We start from the raw sequence: 21,837 nt of genomic DNA, 5'->3' as shown, positions 1-21,837 counted from the left end.
AGGTGTGCAATTAAAAAGATAACTAAAATATTACTATCGTGGCAGATACAAAGTACATTTTCGTTACAGGCGGCGTGGTCTCTTCCTTAGGTAAGGGAATTATTTCCGCTTCTTTAGGTAAGCTCCTTCAAGCAAGAGGTTACAAGGTTACTATCCAAAAATTTGATCCTTACATCAACATCGACCCGGGTACGTTGAACCCTTATGAGCATGGGGAATGTTACGTGACCGTTGATGGACATGAGGCTGACTTGGACTTGGGCCATTACGAGCGTTTCTTGAATGTCCAGACTACCCGTGCGAATAATATCACTACCGGACGTATCTATCAAAGCGTGATCAACAAGGAGCGTAAGGGGGATTATCTGGGTAAGACGGTACAGGTAGTACCTCATATCACGGATGAGATCAAGCGTAACGTGAAATTATTGGGTAGCAAGTATAAATTTGACTTCGTGATCACCGAGATCGGTGGTACGGTGGGTGATATCGAGTCTCTGCCTTTCATAGAGAGCGTTCGCCAGTTGAAATGGGAGCTGGGTAAGAACTGCCTTTGCGTACATCTTACTTACGTGCCTTATATCGCCGCGGCGAAAGAGTATAAGACGAAGCCTACACAACATTCCGTGAAGCAATTGCAGGAGTTAGGCATCCAGCCAGACGTGTTGGTTTTACGTACGGAGCATGAGCTGAACGCGAACTTGTTACGTAAGGTGGCGTTGTTCTGTAACGTGGCCGAGGATTCCGTGATCCAGTCGATCGACGTACCGACGATCTACGAGGTTCCTTTGGTATTGCAACGCCAGAAGATGGACGAGGTGGTCTTGCGTAAGGTCGGTATGGAAGTCGGCCCGACTCCGGAGTTGAAGCCTTGGAAGGAATTCCTTGCCTTGAAGAGCACGGCTACGGATACGGTGAAGATCGGTTTGGTTGGTAAATACGTGGAATTGCAAGACGCTTATAAGTCGATCGACGAGTCTTTGTTGCAAGCCGCTATTTACAATCATCATAAACTGGATTTGCATTTGTTCCATTCGGAGAAATTAAATAACGAGAACGCCGCCGAGCAATTGAAGGATATGGATGGTATCTTGATCGCCCCCGGATTCGGGCAGAGAGGTATCGAGGGCAAGTTTGCCGCTATCAAATACGCTCGTGAGCATGATGTCCCTTGCTTGGGCATCTGCTTGGGTATGCAGTGCATGGTGATCGAGTTTGCCCGTGACGTATTAGGTTTGGCGGATGCCAACTCTACGGAGATGGAGCCGAATACGGCACATAAGGTGATCGACTTGATGGAGGAGCAGAAGAACGTTACCAATATGGGAGGTTCCATGCGTTTGGGTGCTTACGACTGTACGCTGAAAGAGGGCTCCAAGGTATTGGAGGCATACGGCAAGGAGCATATCCAAGAGCGTCATCGCCATCGTTTCGAGTTCAACAACGAGTATAAGAAGCAATATGAGGCCGCCGGTATGATGTGTACGGGTGAGAATCCGGAGACAAATCTGGTAGAGGTGGTAGAGATCCCCGCCTTGAAATGGTTCGTGGGCGTTCAATATCATCCGGAGTACAACAGTACCGTGGTGAATCCGAATCCTCTTTTCCTCAGCTTCGTGAAAGCTGCTATCGAAAATAAAAAATAATTGGTGATAAATGGATAAAAACACATTAATAGGTTTTCTGCTGATCGGTGTCGTATTATTTGCGTTTAGCTGGTTCAACCGGCCAACGCCTGAGCAGTTGGAGGCACAGCGCCGTTACCAAGATTCAATCGCGAAGATTGAGTATGCTCAGCAACTGGAATTGCAGAAACAAGAGAACAAAAGTGCTTTAGTGGAGGATTCGTTGGAGAACGTGCCGGACTCGGTAAGGGCGCAACGTTTGCAGCAGAGCTTCGGTGTATTCGGCGATGCTATGGTGGGCACGGAAGATTACACGACCCTGCAAAATGACGTGGTCGAGCTGCGTATCAGCAATAAGGGCGGACGTATTTGTTACGCACGCTTGAAGGAGTATGATACGTATAATGACGAGCCTCTCGTTTTGTTCGACGAGAAAGAGTCTAATTTTAATTTCACGTTGGTCACGGCTACGAACCGTGTCGTGAATACGGGCGATTTGTATTTTACCCCGGTTAAAGGGAATGACCCGAATTCCGTGATCATGCGTTTGAACACCGGCGAGGGTAGTCATCTGGATTTTACCTATACCTTGAAACCGGATGATTATATGGTGCAATACCAGATTCTGGGTACGGGATTGAACGGTGTCTTGGCACCGAGCACGAATGCCTTGGATTTATTGTGGGAGCAGGATATCCGTCAACAGGAAAAAGGACGTAAGTTTGAGGATCGCTACGTGACCTTGAACTACAAGTTCATGGCGGACGACGTGGAACACCTGAGCGAGTCGAAGAGTGACAGCAAGCAGATCCCGAACCGCTTGAAATGGATCGGTTATAAGGATATGTTCTTCTCTACCGTATTGATCTCGCAAGAGGGCTTTGAGGCTACTACCTTAGACTCGAAAGCGATTCCGGAGGGGGATGTATTGAAACAATTCAAGACGACCACTTCCGTACCTTTCGACTTGCAAGGTAAGGAGGCCACGAACCTGTCCTTTTATTTCGGACCGAATAAGTTCGCCTTGTTGAAGTCCTTCGATAAAGGTGTCGTTGCCGAGCAGCAACTGGATCTGGAGAAGTTGGTTCCGCTAGGTTGGGGTATTTTCCGTTGGGTGAATCAATATTTCGTGATCCCTTTGTTCGACTTCTTGGGTAAGTTTATCCATAATTATGGTATCTTGATCCTTTTGATGACGATCATCGTGAAAACCATCCTTTTCCCGTTGACGTATAAGTCTTATATGTCGTCCGCCAAGATGCGTGTATTGCGTCCGCAAGTGGAGGAGATCAACGCTAAGTATCCCGGACAGGATAAGGCTATGGAACGGCAGAAAGCGACGATGGAGCTATATAGCCGTGCGGGGGCGAGCCCGATGAGTGGTTGTTTGCCGATGTTGTTGCAGATGCCGATCTTGATCGCTTTATTCATGTTCTTCCCGTCGGCGATCGAGTTACGTCACCAGAGTTTCCTTTGGGCGCACGACTTGTCTACTTACGACGCTATCTTTAGCTGGAATAAATATATTCCGATCATCACTCCGTATTTCGGAAATCACATCAGTTTGTTCTGTTTGTTGATGACGATCACGAATATTTTTTATACCAAGTATAATATGGAGATGACGAATACCGGGCAGCAACAGATGCCGGGCATGAAGGCCATGATGTACATGATGCCGTTGATGTTCTTGGTGTTCTTCAACCAGTATGCTTCCGGTTTGACGTATTACTATTTCATCTCTACGTTGATCACAATCGTGCAGACATTGATCTTCCGCTATACGATCAATGAGGATAAATTGTTAGCTAAGTTGGAGGCAAACAAACGGAAACCGATGAAGAAATCCGGTTTCATGAAACGTCTGGAAGAGGCTCAACGAGCACAGCAGGAGACGTTGCGTAAACAACAAGAGGCTAAGAAAAAACGATAGGATAATAGTAATTGTTGTCCTTGAAAAAGGTCCCTTTATTTGCTTATTGGTAGATAAAGGGATTTTTTTTGTATATCTTGGCTCCTCTACTTGAAAAACAAGACGTCTTGATCATGATTCTATTTGTTTATTTGTATTTATTCAAAACTTTTTGTTTGTTTGCATTGTTTTGTATTCAAAAGATTGATGAGGAAATTGATTTTTTCTATATTGAGGAAATAGGGAGGTTATAAATAAGAGATTTTGTCAATGACAAAAAATGAACGATCGCTTCAATGGGTAATAGCGGGAATATTCTTCGTAGTATGCTTTGCTTTCTTTCAATGGATTTACCCAAACCATTTGTTCTTCAAAGAGCAGATGAGGATTTTTTTGTATACCACCGATTATTTTGTCTCGTTCTGGGATGAGCCGGCCTGGTTGAGCTGTTATGTGGGGAATTTCTTGATACAGTTCTTCCATTTGACTGTGATAGGTCCGTTAATCGTGACGTGCGTGTTGTTGCTCTTATGGTATTACTCTATGCGGGTTTTACGCAAGTTCGGAAATGGTAATATGGTCTCCATATATGCGTTGTTTCCGGTAGCGTTAGAGTGGGGATTGATTTGCCGGTTGTCGTATAGTATAGCGTCTACGCTTACGTTGATTTTCGTTCTATGGCTCTTCTTGGGATACATCCGGATTAAGAATAAGAGAACGTCCGTTTGGGTGGCTTTTATACTTCTTCCCATAATTTATAGCATGGTCGGTAGCCGGCTATTTGTCTTCTCCTTGATGGTGATATTCTATGAGGGAGCCAAGAATAGGAAACGGTGGTGGTTCTGGCTTTCTCTTTTGTTATCGAGTTATTTATATCCGTTGTTCATGCGTCATTTTTATGGATTGAGCATTGAGGAGGCCTATAAATATTCCCATGTGGATGGCTTGAGCGTATATTTCCCCGCTTTAGCGTTGATTCTAGAGATATTCGCTTTGGAGATTAAAAGTATACGTAGGATACGTCTGAACCGGCATAGCTTGCTTATTACCTTTTTAGTCGTATTTGGATTCTTTTCATTTGTTATAGCGGGTACGAACCGGAAGCGGGAAAAGGTTCTGGCAGTAGACCAAGCGATCTATAGGGGTGATTGGGAGCGAGTCTTGGATTTGTCTGCCGGATTTGATTCTCCCGATATCTTGGTAAGTTATTATAGGAATATCGCTTTCTCCAAGAAGAACGAGTTGCCCCAGAATTTGATGGATCATTATCAACGAGGGGCGGACGCCTTGTTCTTACCGATCGATTTGAGGTCTTCTATACTTCCCGTGTTTTTCAGTAATGAGGTGTATTATCAATTGGGAGATATGGATATGGCCCGTCACCGGGCGATCGAAGGAATCTTGTTCAGCCCTAAACAAAGAAGCGTACGGCAGATCAAGCGGCTGGTGGAGATTGATATGCGGCGAGGGGATATTGAGGAGGCTAGAAAATACCTGAACCTATTGGACGCGACGTTATTTTATCACTCATGGGCAAGGTCGAAGGAGGAACAGTTGAAGGGTGAGGAGACCTTGTCGATGGAGAAACGTTTGCCGAGGAAAAGAGATTGGGAGCGAGAGCATGACATACTAATGTCCATATCCGATTATCCGGGAGTACTGTCAAGTTTGGTGGCGGAATATCCGGAAAATAAACAGGCATTGGATTATTTGTTGTGCTATTATTTACTGAACGAGAATTTGAATAGTTTTAAGAATGCGTTCGATACTTATTATAAAGGAAAATTTGAGGTTGTACCCCGTTTGTATGAGGAGACTTTGGTACAAGTTTTATCTAAAAGCTCGGACGAGGAGGTGGCCGGTTATCAGATACCTCAAGATGTTATCGAGGATTACCAAGATTACATCCATTGTAAATCGGGTAGAAAAGCAAAGGAGGAATTACGAGAACGTTATTCCTCCACCTATTGGTACTACTCTGACTATATTCATTGAATAATAGTGTAAGTGATCAGCGGTTCGCGAGGAAGGCTAAGGCTTTCTCCATGTCCTCCGGTGTATCTATACCGATCGTTTCTTGCTCTGTGATGCCGACCTTGATTTTATATCCGTTTTCCAACCAGCGTAATTGCTCAAGGCTTTCCGCCAGTTCTAAAGCGGATTGAGGTAATTGGGTGATTTCTTTCAGCACTTGCGCACGATAGGCATATAACCCGATATGTTTGTAAAAGGTATGACTCGGCAACCATTCCGTATATTTCTTGCCCCGGATATAAGGAATAATAGATCGACTGAAATACATAGCCTCGTTGTTTTTGTTGAGTACGACTTTCGGGGAATTGGGATTGAATAGGGTACTCTCGAAATCATCGTCCGAACGGAAAGGCTTTACCAATGTCGCTATTTGCGTGTTTGCGTCGGCGAAGCAGGTTTTGATCGTCTGGATTTGCTCGGGATGGATAAAAGGCTCGTCACCTTGGATATTGACAATCACATCATACCCTTCGCCTATTTTCTGATAAGCCTCGTAGCAACGATCCGTACCGCTACGATGTTGATCGGAGGTCATGACGACTTGGCCGCCGAAGGTTTTAACCGCATTCTCTATCCGGATATCGTCGGTAGCTACGCAAACGGAGTCTAAGACATCCTTTACTTGCTCATATACACGTTGTATCATGGGCTTTCCGTTCATATCCGCTAATGGCTTCCCCGGAAAACGGGTAGAGGCGTATCTCGCCGGAATAATTCCTATAAACTTCATCATTCTATATCGTTTTGTTAACTGGTTACTACTTTTCCTTCGCTTAACTGGATCAACTTATCCCGTTCGCCTACGATCCATACGATATCTCCTTCCTCGAAAACCGTACTGGGAGGCGGATTCTTGATCGAGCTACTTCCACGTTCGATACCGATTACCAAACAAGCGGCTTTATCACGGATACCGGACTCTATGATGGAGCGGCCGATCAATCGGGAACCTTCCGAGATAATGATTTGCTCCATGTTCATCTCTTCCTTTCTTGTGTTCGATTGCTCGGCGTATGATTTCTTGTAGCGTTCCTCCAGATATTTCCTAAAGTGCTCCAGATCATCATCGGCGCCAACTACTACCAGTTTATCGAACGGGTAGAGCCGCTCGTCTCCTCCCGGTATATTGATTCGCTTCTCTCCCCGGATAATCGTTACGATATTTACGTTGCACTTTTGCCTGAAGTTTAATTCTTTCAGGCTTTTTCCCATACTGGGGGAATTCTGCTTCACCTCGAAATCCGCTAAATGGAGATCTCGTTCTAATAAGTGGTTCGCGAAACGCTGGTTGATCGGGGCTTTTCGCTCTTGTTCCACTTCCCTCGCTACAAGGTTACTGAAAAAATGCCGTTCCATCAGGATCGACTGCCTCTTTAGCCGTTTGGAGAATATCATTAATACGATAACGGCGGAAGCGACCGCTAGCATAATTCCTAGCGCAGCATTCAATAACCGTGCGACAGGAAGCATGACGAGACCGATACAGAGCAGGATTCTGAGGATCACGAGTGAGACTAGGGGACCCCGGTTATATTTATTATCGTTCCATAATTGCTGGAACTCCACGGAATGATTCTTTTTCATCATGATCGCCCGCAACATCGGGGAGATCAGAGCTAGGATTAAGATCAAGGAGATTAGATTTCCTTGGATGCCGGGCAAATGTTTGCAGATGAACGGTGTCACGATTTGTAGCCATAAAAAGATAAGTACTAGGCAGACGGCGGTATAAGTACCGACGATGCGGACCAAGGCTTTTAGTAACTTATTCCATGCGCTTTTTTGACGGATCGTATTGGAACCGGATGAATATCGCTCCAAGAACTGTTTCCAATTCTCCGGTATGATCCGCTCCGCCCATTTGTAGGCAGGTTCCGCTAGCCGGATCATATAAGGTGTGAAGAATGTCGTGATCACGGATACGGCGACAACGATCGGATACAGATATTGATCCGTCACGTTTAATGATAGTCCCAAACCTGCGATGATGAAGGCGAATTCTCCGATCTGCGCTAACGAGAAACCAGACTGGATGGCTATTTTTATCGGTTGTCCGGACAGTAATACTCCGAAGCTGGCGAAACAAATCTGTCCGGCCATGACTACGAGCGTGATAATGAAAATCGGGATTTTATACTCCCAGAGCATCTGAGGATCGATTAACATGCCTACAGACACGAAGAAAATCGCTCCAAATAAGTCTTTTACGGGTTTTACCAAATGCTCGATCCGTTCAGCGTCAATGGTCTCGGCCAAAATCGAACCCATGACAAAAGCTCCGAGAGCCGATGAGAATCCGGCTTTTGTGGCGATCATAACCATACCAAGGCATAGCCCGATGCTCACGATCAACAGAGTCTCCTCATTTAGGAAGCTTTTTGCCTTTTTCAGAAAAGAGGGGATCAAATAGATCCCGACGACGAAACAGAATAAAAGGAAAATGCCTAATTTGACTACGCTATCCAGCATCTCCATGCCTTCCACGTGTTTACTTACCGCTACGGTAGAAAGTAATACCATTAATAATACGGCGAATAGATCCTCTACCACCAAGATACCGAATACGACACCGGCGAATCGTTGGTTACGCAATCCCATGTCGTCGAATGCCTTGAAGATAATCGTCGTGGAAGACATCGATAACATACCTCCGAGGAAAAGACTGTTCATATGTCCCCAACCCAGTGATAAGCCCGTGATATATCCCGCTGTCATCATACCTATAACAACGGTTATGGCTCCAATGACGGCGGTTCCTCCCACCTTCATCAACTTCTTGAAACTGAAATCGAGCCCCAAAGCGAATAACAGGAAGATAACGCCTATATCAGCCCAGATACGGATACTTTCCACATCTGTAACTGTCGGTATTTGCTCGATGGAAGGCCCGGCGAGTATTCCGGCTACGATATACCCCAATACGACCGGTTGCTTTAACTTTTTGAATAACAGGGTAACCAACCCGGCGGATATGAGTATGACCGCAAGATCTGATATTAGCGCAGGTATCTGAGACATCGTTTATTGTTTTTTCGATTGCCAAAGTTAGGTATTTATTTTAATTTTGTGTCTCAAAACAGAAGCCAAAATGAAGAAGAAACATCCGATTGAAGCGCTTATAGAGCAAGGGGAACATCAACAACTTGATTTTAAGTTTGAGGTGAGCGACAGTAAGAAGATCGCCCGGACGTTGAGTGCGTTCGCGAATACAGATGGCGGGCGTCTGCTGATTGGAGTGAAGGATAACGGCGCTATTTCCGGTGTGAGAAGTGAGGAGGAATATTATATGATCGAGGCTGCTTCTAAAATGTATACGCATCCCGAGGTGCCGTTTACAGCTAAGCGCTGGGATGTCAACGGGAAGACCGTATTGGAGGTCTATATCGCCCCAAGCGATGAGAAACCGCATACGGCACCGGATAAAGACGATAAATACAAGGCCTATATCCGGGTTGCGGACGAGAATATATTAGCGAACGAAGTCCTCATGCAAGCATGGAAGAAGCAGAAAACCAAAGAAGGTACATTGCTGAAAATAAGTAAGCCCGTCGAGATCCTGTTTTCTTGGCTCGACGAGCATCCGTATATCAGCATAAAGCAGTTTTGCCATATCGCCCATATCAATTATTATGCGGCCCGTAACATCCTAAGTGATTTGATGGCTATGGGAGCGATGGAATATGTCGTGATCGATAAATGTATTGCCTATAAACGGATCGCATAGACTCGTTTATAGGTTGATTACATAGACTTGCGCGCTCTCGAATCTGACGACTTTGATAGGAGTCCCTTTCTCGATGAAGCCAGACTCCGATACGCCGTCATACAACTCTCCCTCGATAGATACCTTACCCGAAGGACGTAAAACGGTAGCGGCCGTGCCCTCTTTTCCGATCAGTTGTGTCAAATTGGGACTGGATACCGCTTTTTCCAAATCAGCGTTTAATGCCATTTTCTTTAGCGGTCCTTTATGTCCTATTTTGTTGGATAACCATATCACTAGCGTGAATCCGATACCCAGACCTAATAGAACCGTTAAAGCGGCTCTGCCCGTATCCATTCCAGATACGTTTTGAAAATCAAAAACAGTATTGTTCAGTAAGCTCATTGTAAGTCCGCCGACCACGAGAATAATTCCACTTATCCCCGCTATGCCAAAGCCCGGGATCACGAATATCTCCAACATTATTAATATAACGCCGAGAATGAATAACAGGATTTCCCAGTTTTCAGCCAACCCGTCCATATAGAGAGGAGCGAAGTAAAGGATAGCCGCTATTATCGCGGCAGCGGATGGAAAACCAAGCCCCGGGGTTTGCATCTCGAAATAAATACCACCGATGATAATAATGATTAATAAGCCCTGTATTACCGGACTCATAAAGAAACCTTTTACATTATCGAACCATGAGGGTTGATAACTTTTAATCTCATAGTCCTTACATCCGATATATTCTGTGATTACTTGATCCGGACTCTCGGCGATGCCATCGCAATAACCCCATTTGAGTGCTTCTTGAGAGGTAAGTGTCAATACTTTACCACTATCGATGAGGTTGGGGACGATCACTCTGTCATCGACCATCGCTTCGGCGATTAAAGGATCTCTTTTCCATTTATAGATCGTGTCGCCGTTTTGTATAAGCGTATCTTTCCCTTGCGCCTCAGCCGTCGAACGGATCATGGAACGCATATAAGATTGATATTTATCAGGTAGAGCCGCACCCGTTTGATTGACAACCGTTGCCGCTCCTATATTCGCCCCTTTCCGCATATAGATTTTCTTGCATGCTATGGAAATTAAAGCTCCTGCTGAAGCTGCGTTATTATCGATAAATACATATACCGGTATGGGACTATATAAAATAGCCGTTCGCATAGAATCGGCAGATTCCAGTAATCCGCCGTATGTGTTCATATGCAATAAGATGGCATCGGCACTCAATTGCTTGGCCTCTGATAATCCGTTATGGAGATAAATCCACGTGGTGTTATCGATCTCTTTTTTTATATCAATCGTATATATTAAGGACTTCTCTTTAGCCTCCGATTGAAGAGAGATTGCAAGTATTAATATTATAGCTGTTAATATTGTTAATAAACGTTTCATCTTGTTTGTATTATATTTGTTTTTAATATTTGGTTGAAAATTGTAACTGGCTTGTTGTAAATGTTGATTTTTGTAACTTGTGCAACTTGTAAATAATACTCATTTTCAGTAAGATTTACAACAAAAATATTAAGTTGCGATTTTTAATATTAATATTTATCAAAGAACTGTATATCTCCATTTTTAATTTATATATTTGTTGCATCCTTCAATGTTTGAGGGATAATACTTATACAGTATTAAACTTTATTTAACTAGTAACAATATGAATGCGTTGCAATTTCAGAAAAAATTATTGAGCATGCAAGAAAACATGATGAATTTTGCGCTTATGCTTACAGCGAATAGGGATGATGCCCAAGATCTGATGCAGGACACAACGCTGAAGGTTTTAGACAATCAAGAAAAATTTGTAGACAATATCAATTTTAAGGGCTGGGTCTTGACTGTGATGCGTAACATTTTCATTAACAATTATCACAAGATCGTTCGCACGCAAACTGTCGTAGATCAAGGTGTCGACTTATATAACTTGGATGTCGTGAACGATTCAGGTTTTGACTCTCCGGATGGCGCTTATCAAATTCAAGAGATCACGAAAGCGATCAACGGTTTGAACAATGAGTTGAAGGTTCCATTCTCTATGTTTTTGAGTGGCTATAAATACAATGAGATCGCTGATAAACTGGATGTTCCTCTGGGGACGGTTAAGAGCCGTATATTTTTCGCTCGACAAGAATTACAAAAAGTTTTAAAAGATTTTCGTCAAGGATAAAATTTACTTTATATAAAAGAAGCCGTCTTTAACAAAAGACGGCTTTCTTTTTATTCGGCCGGTTGGTATAAATATCTCTTGATGCTTCTTTTGGGTGTTTTCTCGAATTCTTCTTGATACAGCTTGAAACAGGTGATTTTACTGTAATTCGGCATCTCCTCGTTTACTTGGTCAATGTTGGTCTGCATCAACTTCTCGATTTCGGAATGTTGTATACCTGCCTTATCTACTTGCTCCCAATCGGGATAGATGAGGGCGACTAGTTTACCTCCTTGGGAGATGATGAGCGATTCCGCTACATATAGCATATTATTCAAGCGATCCTCGATCTCTTCCGGATAGATATTTTGTCCGCTGGGGCCTAGAATCATGGTTTTACTACGACCGCGGATATATAAAAATCCATCTTTATCGAGGGTTCCCAGATCGCCGGTACGCATCCATCCGTCAGGCATCATAACGGCTTTCGTAGCCTCCGGATTCTTGTAATAACCGAGCATCACGTTCATACCCTTCACCAATATTTCTCCCACCTTGTTTTCCGGGTCCTCTGAATCGATGCGGACTTCCATACGGTCGACGATACGTCCTACGGAACCGGGCTTAAACTCATCCCATTGCGCATAGGAGACTAGCGGGCCACATTCGGTCATCCCGTAGCCTACGGTATATCGGAAATGGATGGAATGAAGGAACGTCTCCACTTCTTTATTGATAGCGGCTCCTCCGATAACGATCTCCCCGAAGTTCCCTCCGAAAGACGCCGTTAACTTGGCGGAAATGGTATCCAGTACTTTCTGGTCTATATAGGGGACTTTCAAGAGCAATTTAATCAAAGGCTTCTCCAGTTCGGGGAATACCTTGTTTTTGATGATTTTCTCGATAATCAGAGGTACGGCTAGGATCAGCGCCGGCTTGATTGTCGTAAAAGCTTCCGCTATGATTTTCGGGCTGGGGGTACGTGTGAGGAAGTGTACATGGCAGCCTTTATTCACGGAATTCAATACCTCGAATGCCAATCCGTACATATGGGCCATCGGAAGCATACATACGATATTATCTCCCGGATGGATGAACGGTAAATTGTCGTAAGCGAATTGCGTATTACTCCATAAGCTCCGATAGGGGATCATAACCCCTTTCGAGAAACTGGTGGTTCCGGAAGTATAATTAAGTACCGCTAATTCTTCCGGCTTTTCCACGTGATACCGAACATCGTTCGACGTGAATGAACGAGGGTACTTTTTACCGAAATATTCATTGATCCGGTCTCTTACTACCCGGACTTCTTTGCTTTTACTGTGAATGATCGAGAAGTTATCCAGCATCATGAACAGTTTCACGTCAGGCATCATGCGTTCATTCATATTCTCCCAGTTGCTGGAAGCGGCAAGGACTGCCTTTGCCTCGGAATGATTTACGATATGATGTATATTATCCGGTTTGAATTCATGTAGGATAGGCACGGCTACGGCTCCATAAGCCAAGATCCCGAAGAAACAGATCGCCCAGTTGGAGGAGTTCCGTCCAACTAAAGCCACCTTATCCCCCTTTTTAATGCCGGCATGCTCTAGGATAATATGAAATTTCTCAATTCGACGAGCTACATCTTTATAATGGAAGGTATGTCCATTATAATCGGAGAACGCCGGGAGATCCCAATGCTCCTTGATGCTATTCTCTATGAGTCCTAAAAAACGATTCTCCATACTAATTTATTTATCAAATAACCATATGACAGGGTGGAAAGTTGTCAAAAGCCAAAGATAGTGCCTTTTCTGTAAATTATGAGTTTCAGTCCGCCGGAAACTGAAATATTCTTTACCTTTGTCTCTCCAAATAGAAGAATATGGTAGCACCTCTGGTAAAACGGATATGGATCTGGTGCAGGAATCTGTTGATCTTCCTGTTTGTATCCAGTATATTGGCGGTAGTGGTATATAAATTTGTACCCGTATATTATACGCCATTGATGTTTATTCGTATGTATGAGCAGCATCAGGATGGGAAGAAAATGAAACTCGATCATAAGTGGGTTCCTATATCCAAGATCGCCCAGCCTTTGGTTCAAGCGGTCATAGCGTCGGAGGATAACCTGTTCATGGAGCATAATGGCTTTGATGTGGAACAAATCCAGAAGGCACGGGCCGAGGCCGAGAAAGGTAAAAGGGTGAGAGGTGCCAGCACGATTTCCCAGCAGACCGCTAAAAATGTATTTCTTTGGCCGGGGAAAAGTTATTTACGGAAAGGCATCGAGGTCTATTTTACCTTCTTGATCGAATGGATATGGGGAAAGGAACGTATTATGGAAGTCTATCTGAACTCGATAGAGATGGGGGAGGGCATCTATGGTGCGGAGGCGGTAGCGGAGGCTCATTTCGGTAAGCATGCCTACCAATTGACCAAAAGCGAGGCAGCCCTAATAGCGGCCACACTTCCAAATCCCCGGAAGTTTAATTCCGCTAAACCGTCACCTTATATGCTGAAACGACAAGCGAAAATAATTTCCTTAATGGGAAAACTGATAAAAGTAGAAATGGGATATGGTGCCGGGCAAGTTGATCCCGGTACCGGAAAGGTTAAAAAAAGAAAGAAATGGAGAGCTTCCGTTATCATGACTTGGGACGAATCGCTTATGCCGATGCGTTAGAATATCAGACAGCTGCTTTCGAGGTCTTATTGGATGCGAAGGCAACGGGAAAGAAAGAGGATAATCAATTATTCTTTTGTGAGCATTTACCGGTCTTGACGATCGGTAAAAGTGGCAAGGACTCCAATTTGCTTATTCCCGAGGAAACTTTACGGGAACGAGGGATCTCGTTTTACCATATAAACAGAGGGGGGGATATAACGTATCACGGGCCGGGACAGATTACCGGTTATCCGGTATTTGATCTGGAATATTGGAATCTGGGATTGAAACAATACATCCATATGCTGGAAGAGACGATCATCCGTTTCCTATCGCTTTACGACTTGAAAGGGGAACGTTTGGAAGGGGCGACGGGTGTATGGCTAGATCCTGAGGTACCGGGGTGTGCCCGTAAGATCTGTGCGATTGGTGTGAAAAGCAGCCGGTTCGTTACGATGCATGGCTTTGCTTTGAATATAAATACGGATCTGAGTTACTTTTCATTGATCAACCCTTGTGGCTTTACGGATAAAGGCGTTACCTCCTTGGCTATGGAGTTGGGGGCACCCCAAGACTTTGAGTTGGCAAAAAGTCAATTGAGATCGATTTTCATGGAAATCTTCGCTTGATATGGCAGTCATTCATTTCGCTCCTTTGCAAGGATATACGGATTCAGTTTATAGAGAGGCGCATACCCGAGTATTCGGGGGCGTAGATACCTATTATACTCCTTTTGTAAGGATAGAGAAAGGTGGTTTCCGGAATAAGGACTTGAAGGATATCGCTTGCGATAGAAATAGGCAGGTACATGTCGTACCGCAATTGATCGCTTCCACACCAGACGAGTTTCGGTCGATCGTGCGTTTATTCCAAGAGAATGGGTACCGGGAAGCGGATATTAATTTAGGATGCCCTTTCCCTATGCAGGTCCGTGCCCATAGAGGCTCGGGACTTTTGCGGTACAAGGAAGAGGCCGAGTCTTTATTACGTACGATTGAGGAGTTCCCGGATATTTCTTTTTCTGTGAAAATGCGTTTGGGGTGGGAGTGTGCGGACGAGTCATTCGTGCTTCTGTCCTTATTAAATAAGTTACCTTTGAAGCATATAACCTTGCATCCCCGGTTAGGGATACAGCAATATAAAGGAGCTATCGATTGGGATGGATTCTCCCGTTTTTATGAGGAATGTAAACTTCCTTTATATTATAATGGAGATTTAGTGGGGCTGGAAGATATCCGAGGTATAAAGGAGCGTTTTCCGGGGCTTGCCGGGATCATGCTGGGACGAGGGTTATTGGCCTCTCCTTGGCTGGCCACTGAGTTTGTGTCCGGACAGGTCTTGACCGTGAATGAGAGGCGGGATAAACTAGTCATGTTCCATGAGTCGTTGATGGATGAATATGCTGCCCGGTTGGAAGGTGGCGAGCATCAGGTATTATCTAAAATGAAGACAATCTGGGATTATCTTTTGCCGGAGGCCGATAAAAGGCTTCGCAAGAAAGTATTGAAAAGTACTTCCCTTACTTCTTATCAGTCGGCAGTGAAAGATTTGTTGAGTCTTTGACTACGGGAGGGACATTCGTAGAGTCTTTGGGGATCAAGGGTAAAAGAGGCCTCTTTCTTCTCCTGAAAATCTCAGAGAAGTTCGTGAAGTCTTTCCGGTACATGATACCTACACCTTGTATGGTTAATGCTTGCTTCAGGCCGAAATACATATCTCTGGCATGGTTATAAGCCTTTAGCCGGATCTCACCGGAGGGGGTCAACTTATATTCTAGGTCGAACTCTCCGATAAAAGTGTTATTTTTGCCTGTAGTGACCGTATTTCTCATACCGAAATTACCATTGATCAATAAGCGGTTGTTTAGCAACTGGCTGGATAATATCATCTCATATTCCGTGTCTTCCTTGAAACCGTCCTGTCCCGCTCGTATGTTTGTCCCTATTTGTACTTTATCCGTGAAACTACCTAATAGATTGGATAATTGCGCTGAGATAGCGGATGAAGCCACGGCGTTTAACTCGCTAGACTTGTAAGTCGTTTGGGCATACTCGGGTGTATAGAATTTATTCAACACCAACAAATAAACGATTTGCCGGGTCATCATATCCTCTGTGTCTATAAACGCTTTGACTTGACGCTCTAACTCCTCGTTAGAGTTCGGAAATTCTAAGTCGAAGGAAATAGACGGGCTGCGCAATGCGCCTTCAAGGTTTAAGACGCAATTGACGGGTATGTTTGTTCGAGAACTTTCTAGTAAGAGACTCTGATCCAAGTCTCCGATATTTGCGGTCAGATTGTAGATCGCATTGATATCCATATGGGCATTAAAGGGATCGCCACGGAAATTGATCGTGCTACCGTCTCTGATCTTAAAGTCTTTATGGATGATTTGCTGTAAGCTGAAATTATAGTTTCCTTGTACGATATTCACGTCGCCATACATACGAAGATCACTTCTTGTTCCATATTGTATTTGTAAACTTCCACTGGCGTTTCCTTTGATACGGTCTCCCGCTATCGGGTCCATGATTAGCTCTATATCGGCATCGGGTGTGATATCAAGGAGGAAGTTCATTCGTAGCTCGGCTCCCTCGTCTGTCTCGTGTACGATATTCAATGGGTGTGTGGACGTGGAATCTACGTTAGCGGCCAACTTGCTTTTATCGACGAACGTGATAAAATCATAGTCCGTAGCCGAGTTATTATTCATGAAGTCCAGATAAATAGCGGTCTTAGGTTCGCTTTTCATGTTAATATCAAAGTCTATCAACTTACCGTTGCCCTTGATTTGCGCCGTTCCGCTGGCGAATACCGTTCCATAGATCAGCGGATTCTTTTTCTGGTTGGCGTTATACATCAACATCTTATTACCCTGCACGTTTACGAGGAAGCTATAATCCCGGAAATGCAGATGATTGAACTTAAGGCTGACTTTTCCGGAGTTGCCGAATTGATCCTTGACCGTGATATTCCGTAAATTGACGGACGTAGAGTCAAGGTGGACGGAATCGGAGAAGGTATAATACGTATCCAAGAAATCAACGCCTACCCCTCCATCCATGACATAGGCATCTCCCTCGACATTCAGCTCCTTAAAGGGGCCGTGCAAATGTATACTTCCGAATCCCCGGCCTTGCAAGTTCTTTATGACCGTATCGACAAAGGGTTGCAAGAAGGCCAGATTGATATCATTGGCATCGAAATACAAGGATAGCCCCGCATTGGGCCCGACTGGAAATACATAACCGTTCACATCCGTCCAAGTGCTGTCGTTCTTGTAGATGCTTCCCAGCATAAGGATACCTTTCTGTGCGTCGTCCCATTCGCTGAAGAGATTGAGGCGACCCAAGGGGGTTTGGTTGAATGAGAAATTCTTTACTTCCAGATCCGTATTTAGCATGCGGCTATTGAATAAGTCGTTCACATAGAACTTACCGGTCGCCTCACCCCCGAATTGCAAGACTGGGATATTCAATACGTCGAAGACATAACTCAGCTCTATTTGCTTCAAGTCTACCAATAAAGTATCTGCCGGATCTTTCGAGATCGTCCCTTCCATCGATAAATACTGGGTCTCATGATCTACCCGGAAATGCTCGATACCGATCTTGCCCTCACGAATTGTTATATTCGCCGGATTGATGGTCCAGAGCGTGTCTTTAATAATGAGGGGGCTTTTATTCAACGTGACTTCCGTACGTAACTTGGCCGGCCCTTTCTCGCTTTCCTCCTCGACAAAAAGGGTAGAGGCGGAGATGTCGGCCTTAAATAACCGCTCTTTATTATTCGCCCACCCAATCATGGTATTCACCAGATTGTCTTTAGCGTCTGCCTTGAGATCAAGGTAATTACGCAGTCCCTTGTCGTTGTAATTAATCGTTTTTAATTGGAGGTTTACCTTATCGTTCGGATTGTCGCAAACCAAGTAGCCGGATTCGAACATGGATTTCCCGAGATTGAACTTCGGAAGCCACGCCTCGATACGGAACTTATTATAAATATTATTATAATGTCCCGTGATCCGTCCGGGTTGCACCATCGTGAACGGTAGTTTCAATGTCGTAGAAAGCGCTTCCGTATTCTCGATCGTTAATAGGAGGGCGAAGTTATTCTCCTTCACGATTTGTTTTTTCTGGGTCGTGTTGATCAAGGCTGGCACATATCCCTTGAACGTATTCATAAGGCTGGGGATTAGCGTGTTGAATGAGTAAGACCCGGTGACCTCTCCATTCAAGATATCGGACGTTATGGTTAATTGCCGGTCGAGACTATGCCCCGAGGCAACTACTTCGAATTTCTTAAGGAAGAAGCTGCTGGGAGTGGTCTCGAAAGAAAGACTGTCCAACGTGATGCTACCTTCCAGATTATCGATATTATCTCCGGTGAAATCCGCGTTTAAAGCCAAGGAGATATTCGGCGCCTCATATTTGTCCGTCAGGTTCAATCGGTCCGGCCGGAAATGATCGAGGCGGGCGGTGAAATTAAACAAGGAGTTTTGCCCTTGGTGCTGGAAGATACCTTGGGCGTATAACTCGCCATTGGGATCGTTTACATGGATAGTCCCATCGAAACTACTCTTCTTGAAATTACCGGAAAGATTTATATCCTTGTATTTATAAGCTTTATAATCGAACTCCTTGACTTGTGCTTGGATATTTCCGGAGAAATTTCCGCCAACAGGTCTACGGGTATCGATATTGATGTCGAAGCGAGCCTCCCCGAAAGGATTATTCTCGCCAAATAACTCATGGAGCCGCAAGTTGCTGGAGGCGATGCGTCCCCGTAGGTAAGCGGCTATATTCTTATCCTTGTTGCTACCGAATATCAAGTCTGTCTGTATGGAGCCGATGGAAGACGATAATTTTCCGAAAGCGACTAGGTTATCAAAAAAGCCTGATATCTCGCCCGTGAAATTGATCGTCCCCAATTTGACGACCGGGGCCGGGAGACTCTTCGGACGCTCATTGAAGTTATTGGCCAAACTGGAGATGCCGTCTGTCGTGATATACATCTTATTCACCTTCCCTAAAAGATACGTTTCCTCGGGATGGGTGATGTTCTTTAATTCCATCTGGCCGATAAACAGCATCTTATCGCTATATTTCAAGGTGAGGCGCTTCAAGTTGAAATTATTGATGTAGCCGTTTGCCTCGGCCGATAACTCGATCGTGTCGGCGAAGTTCTTGAACGCCGGGACGAAAGGGGATAAGTCCTTCAGGCAGATTTGCGAAGGTGTTATATTCAAATCGATCGGAGCGTTGTTCAAGAGAGCGGGAAGGCTATCGATCTCGCTTAAATCGATCCGGGCACGCCCGATCTTCAAGTCTGTCTGCGGCAAGCGTACCTCGAAGTCCTGCACGAAAGCGCTATCCCGGTTCCCGACCACGTTCAGCGATAACTTATTCAAGGAGAAACCGGACGCCTCATCGAAACTCATCTTCTTGATATGGGCGTTCACGCTGTCCTTGTTAAAAGCCTTGAGGGATATCTTGGCACTCAGGTTCTTGATATCGATATGCTTGGCGTTGAACTTTCCCGGGGTCTCTTTCTCGCTATCCACGTTATAGCTGAAATTACCTCTTCGGATCATGATGGAGTTGAAACGGAGATCGATATTCTTCTCTTTCTTTATCGAATCCTTACTGGCGAAAGCGTCGATCACGAATTGTAGGTTCAAAGGGCTTTGGGGCGTGTGTTTCCGTAGATTGAAGGAGAAACCGAACAAACGTACCGTCGTGAAGACGAACTTCCCTTCCAGTAACGGCATGATCTCGAATCCCGCCGCCACATGATTCGCCTCGAACATGACTTTCCCGTCTTGGTCTTCCAGATAAAGCCCTTCCAGTACCAGACGATTGAACCATTCGATATCCACGTTACCGATCTTTACGGGCACACCGAGGTGGCCGGATAACTGGGTTGTGGCTACTTCTGATACTTTGTTTTGAATATAAGGAATTCTCAGTAAGATGCCCGGCAACGCATAGAATATCCAGAATAATGTAAGCAGGGTAATGATTATGTATTTAAGTCCTCTGATATCTTTTCTATTTATTTAGCGCAAATCTACAACAATATCGCGATAGATTTCGTTAATTCGCGGAAAAAAGAATGAAGATATGAGTATAACGATATTAGGAATCGAGTCTTCTTGCGATGACACTTCCTCTTCGGTGATCCGTGACGGCGTGATGCTGTCCAACGTAATAGCCAGTCAAGCCGTTCATGAGGCCTATGGCGGGGTTGTCCCCGAGTTGGCTTCCCGTGCCCATCAGCAGAATATCATTCCGGTAGTAGCCGAGGCCATCAAGCGTGCCGGCATCGATAAGTCCGAGTTGAGTGCCGTGGCGTTTACTCGTGGGCCGGGTTTGATGGGTTCTTTATTGGTCGGGACCTCGTTCGCCAAGGGGTTGGCCGCTTCCTTGGATATCCCGATGATCGAGGTCAATCATTTACAGGCTCACGTGTTGGCTCATTTTATCAAGGAGACTCCGGACGACGACCATGCTCCGTCGTTTCCTTTCCTTTGCTTGTTGGTTTCGGGCGGTAACTCGCAAATCATAAAGGTGAACGCTTATAATGATATGGAGGTGATCGGCCAGACGATCGACGACGCAGCGGGAGAGGCTTTCGACAAATGCGCCAAGGTGATGGGACTGGGTTATCCCGGTGGCCCAGTCGTGAATCGTTTGGCGAACGAGGGCAATCCGAATGCCTTTACGTTCAGCAAGCCGCATATCCCCGGATATGACTATAGCTTCAGTGGCCTGAAGACTTCCTTCTTATATACCTTGCGTGATCATTTGAAAGATGATCCGGATTTTATCGAGAAGAACAAGCGAGACCTATGCGCTTCCTTGCAAGCTACGGTAATCGATATCTTGATGAGTAAATTGCGTAAGGCGGCGAAGGATTTGCATATAAAGGAAGTAGCCGTCGCCGGAGGTGTATCGGCCAATTCCGGTTTGCGTGAGGCATTCTTGGATCACGCCAAACGTTATGGCTGGAAAGTGCATATCCCGAAGTTCTCGTTCACCACGGATAACGCCGCTATGGTAGCTATCACGGGATATTATAAGTATATGGATAAGGAGTTCTGTCCGATGGATGCCGCTCCTTTTTCTAGGGTTGTCTTATAGGAAAATAGTTTTACTATAGAGAAACAAAAGTTTCTTCTAGGGAAAACAAAAGTTTCTTCCTAATGAAACTATTGTTTTCCCATAATGAAACTCCTAGTATCATTATAACAATGGAAGTAGATGATTTACCAATAGAGTTAGAAGTAGCGGACGCACTCAAATCAGGACACCTGATGATGGGTACGGCAGAGAGTTGTACAGGCGGAAAGATCGCCAGCATGATAACCTCCATGGCGGGCAGCTCGGAATACTTCACCGGGGGCGTGGTAGCCTATTGCAACGAGGTGAAGCATCATGTGCTCGGTGTCTCCGAGGCGGACTTGAACACTTTCGGGGCCGTAAGCCAGCCGGTCGTGGAGCAGATGGCCCGTGGAACTATGCGGGTATTGGGATGTGATTGTGCCGTCGCTACCTCCGGGATCGCCGGGCCGGGAGGCGGGACTCCCTCGAAACCGGTAGGAACGGTCTGGATCGCCGCCGCTTATGAGGAAAGGATTCTCTCCGAGTGCTATCATTTCGGGGAGAATCCTCGTATGGAGAACATTCGCTTGTCGGCAGAGGCGGCGTTGCGTATGTTGCTCGGATTGATTCGTGAGTAAAGGGACTA

15 protein-coding genes are annotated in these 21,837 nt (G+C 45.0%); 10 read left to right on the top strand and 5 right to left on the bottom strand.

Going from position 1 to position 21,837, the window contains the following annotated elements:
* The first annotated feature begins 38 nt into the window (after positions 1-38).
* The 3 genes from DWX84_RS17925 (at position 39) to DWX84_RS17910 (ending at position 5,532) form a co-directional block, all read left to right on the top strand.
* Positions 39-1,646, top strand: coding sequence for a CTP synthase (locus DWX84_RS17925; protein ID WP_005865380.1), 1,608 nt, complete (start codon positions 39-41; stop codon positions 1,644-1,646).
* A gap of 10 nt (positions 1,647-1,656) precedes the next feature.
* Positions 1,657-3,558 (top strand): membrane protein insertase YidC, encoded by a 1,902-nt coding sequence (gene yidC, locus DWX84_RS17920; RefSeq protein ID WP_121961311.1) that lies wholly within the window; start codon positions 1,657-1,659, stop codon positions 3,556-3,558.
* 249 nt (positions 3,559-3,807) lie between these two features.
* The gene (locus DWX84_RS17910; protein ID WP_121961310.1) at positions 3,808-5,532 is read left to right on the top strand and encodes a DUF6057 family protein; all 1,725 of its coding nucleotides are present in this window, start codon (positions 3,808-3,810) and stop codon (positions 5,530-5,532) included.
* Positions 5,533-5,548: 16 nt separating this feature from the next.
* Here the strand turns inward: DWX84_RS17910 and kdsB are convergent, their stop codons facing one another.
* Both kdsB and DWX84_RS17900 read right to left on the bottom strand, forming a co-directional pair.
* Complete coding sequence (kdsB, locus tag DWX84_RS17905) at positions 5,549-6,301, bottom strand: 3-deoxy-manno-octulosonate cytidylyltransferase (protein ID WP_121961317.1); 753 nt, start codon at positions 6,299-6,301, stop codon at positions 5,549-5,551.
* Between the two features lie 17 nt (positions 6,302-6,318).
* Positions 6,319-8,589, bottom strand: coding sequence for a cation:proton antiporter (locus DWX84_RS17900; RefSeq protein ID WP_008771717.1), 2,271 nt, complete (start codon positions 8,587-8,589; stop codon positions 6,319-6,321).
* A gap of 70 nt (positions 8,590-8,659) precedes the next feature.
* Here DWX84_RS17900 and DWX84_RS17895 point away from each other — a divergent pair, with 70 nt between their 5' ends.
* Positions 8,660-9,295 (top strand): helix-turn-helix domain-containing protein, encoded by a 636-nt coding sequence (locus tag DWX84_RS17895; RefSeq protein WP_005865390.1) that lies wholly within the window; start codon positions 8,660-8,662, stop codon positions 9,293-9,295.
* Positions 9,296-9,301: 6 nt separating this feature from the next.
* Here DWX84_RS17895 and DWX84_RS17890 read toward each other — a convergent pair whose 3' ends face one another.
* Positions 9,302-10,681 carry a nodulation protein NfeD gene (locus DWX84_RS17890; protein ID WP_121773445.1) on the bottom strand — a complete coding sequence of 460 codons (1,380 nt, stop codon included), beginning with the start codon at positions 10,679-10,681 and terminating at the stop codon, positions 9,302-9,304.
* A gap of 265 nt (positions 10,682-10,946) precedes the next feature.
* Between DWX84_RS17890 and DWX84_RS17885 the strand changes: the two genes are divergently transcribed.
* A complete protein-coding gene (locus DWX84_RS17885) occupies positions 10,947-11,456 on the top strand; it encodes an RNA polymerase sigma factor (protein WP_005855686.1) in 510 nt (169 codons plus the stop codon).
* Between the two features lie 50 nt (positions 11,457-11,506).
* On the opposite strand, the gene DWX84_RS17880 is transcribed toward DWX84_RS17885, so the two are convergent.
* Positions 11,507-13,165, bottom strand: coding sequence for an AMP-binding protein (locus DWX84_RS17880; protein WP_005855687.1), 1,659 nt, complete (start codon positions 13,163-13,165; stop codon positions 11,507-11,509).
* 140 nt (positions 13,166-13,305) lie between these two features.
* Here DWX84_RS17880 and mtgA point away from each other — a divergent pair, with 140 nt between their 5' ends.
* The 3 genes from mtgA to DWX84_RS17865 are packed head-to-tail and all read left to right on the top strand — an operon-like array spanning position 13,306 to position 15,651.
* Positions 13,306-14,106: a monofunctional biosynthetic peptidoglycan transglycosylase gene (gene mtgA, locus DWX84_RS17875; RefSeq protein ID WP_121961309.1), complete on the top strand. Its 801-nt coding sequence runs from the start codon at positions 13,306-13,308 to the stop codon at positions 14,104-14,106.
* On the top strand, positions 14,052-14,717 hold the full coding sequence (gene lipB, locus DWX84_RS17870) for a lipoyl(octanoyl) transferase LipB (protein ID WP_121961308.1): 666 nt from the start codon (positions 14,052-14,054) through the stop codon (positions 14,715-14,717). The genes mtgA and lipB overlap by 55 nt, the downstream gene beginning before the upstream one ends.
* 1 nt (position 14,718) lies before the next feature.
* Positions 14,719-15,651, top strand: coding sequence for a tRNA-dihydrouridine synthase family protein (locus tag DWX84_RS17865; RefSeq protein WP_121961307.1), 933 nt, complete (start codon positions 14,719-14,721; stop codon positions 15,649-15,651).
* Here DWX84_RS17865 and DWX84_RS17860 read toward each other — a convergent pair.
* The gene (locus DWX84_RS17860; protein ID WP_005865402.1) at positions 15,608-20,071 is read right to left on the bottom strand and encodes a translocation/assembly module TamB domain-containing protein; all 4,464 of its coding nucleotides are present in this window, start codon (positions 20,069-20,071) and stop codon (positions 15,608-15,610) included. The two genes, DWX84_RS17865 and DWX84_RS17860, sit on opposite strands and share 44 nt — an antisense overlap.
* A 139-nt stretch (positions 20,072-20,210) precedes the next feature.
* Between DWX84_RS17860 and tsaD the strand changes: the two genes are divergently transcribed.
* Together tsaD and DWX84_RS17850 are read left to right on the top strand one after the other, a co-directional pair.
* Entirely contained in the window at positions 20,211-21,230 is a 1,020-nt protein-coding gene (gene tsaD / locus DWX84_RS17855; protein WP_005865403.1) for a tRNA (adenosine(37)-N6)-threonylcarbamoyltransferase complex transferase subunit TsaD, read from the top strand.
* Positions 21,231-21,292: 62 nt separating this feature from the next.
* Positions 21,293-21,829 (top strand): CinA family protein, encoded by a 537-nt coding sequence (locus DWX84_RS17850; protein WP_005865405.1) that lies wholly within the window; start codon positions 21,293-21,295, stop codon positions 21,827-21,829.
* Positions 21,830-21,837: the final 8 nt, after the last annotated feature.

The sequence above is a fragment of the Parabacteroides sp. AF21-43 genome, assembly GCF_003635435.1.
Lineage (GTDB): Bacteria > Bacteroidota > Bacteroidia > Bacteroidales > Tannerellaceae > Parabacteroides > Parabacteroides distasonis.
Note: the sequence above shows the minus strand (reverse complement) of the source record. Positions and strands in the feature narration are given on the sequence as shown.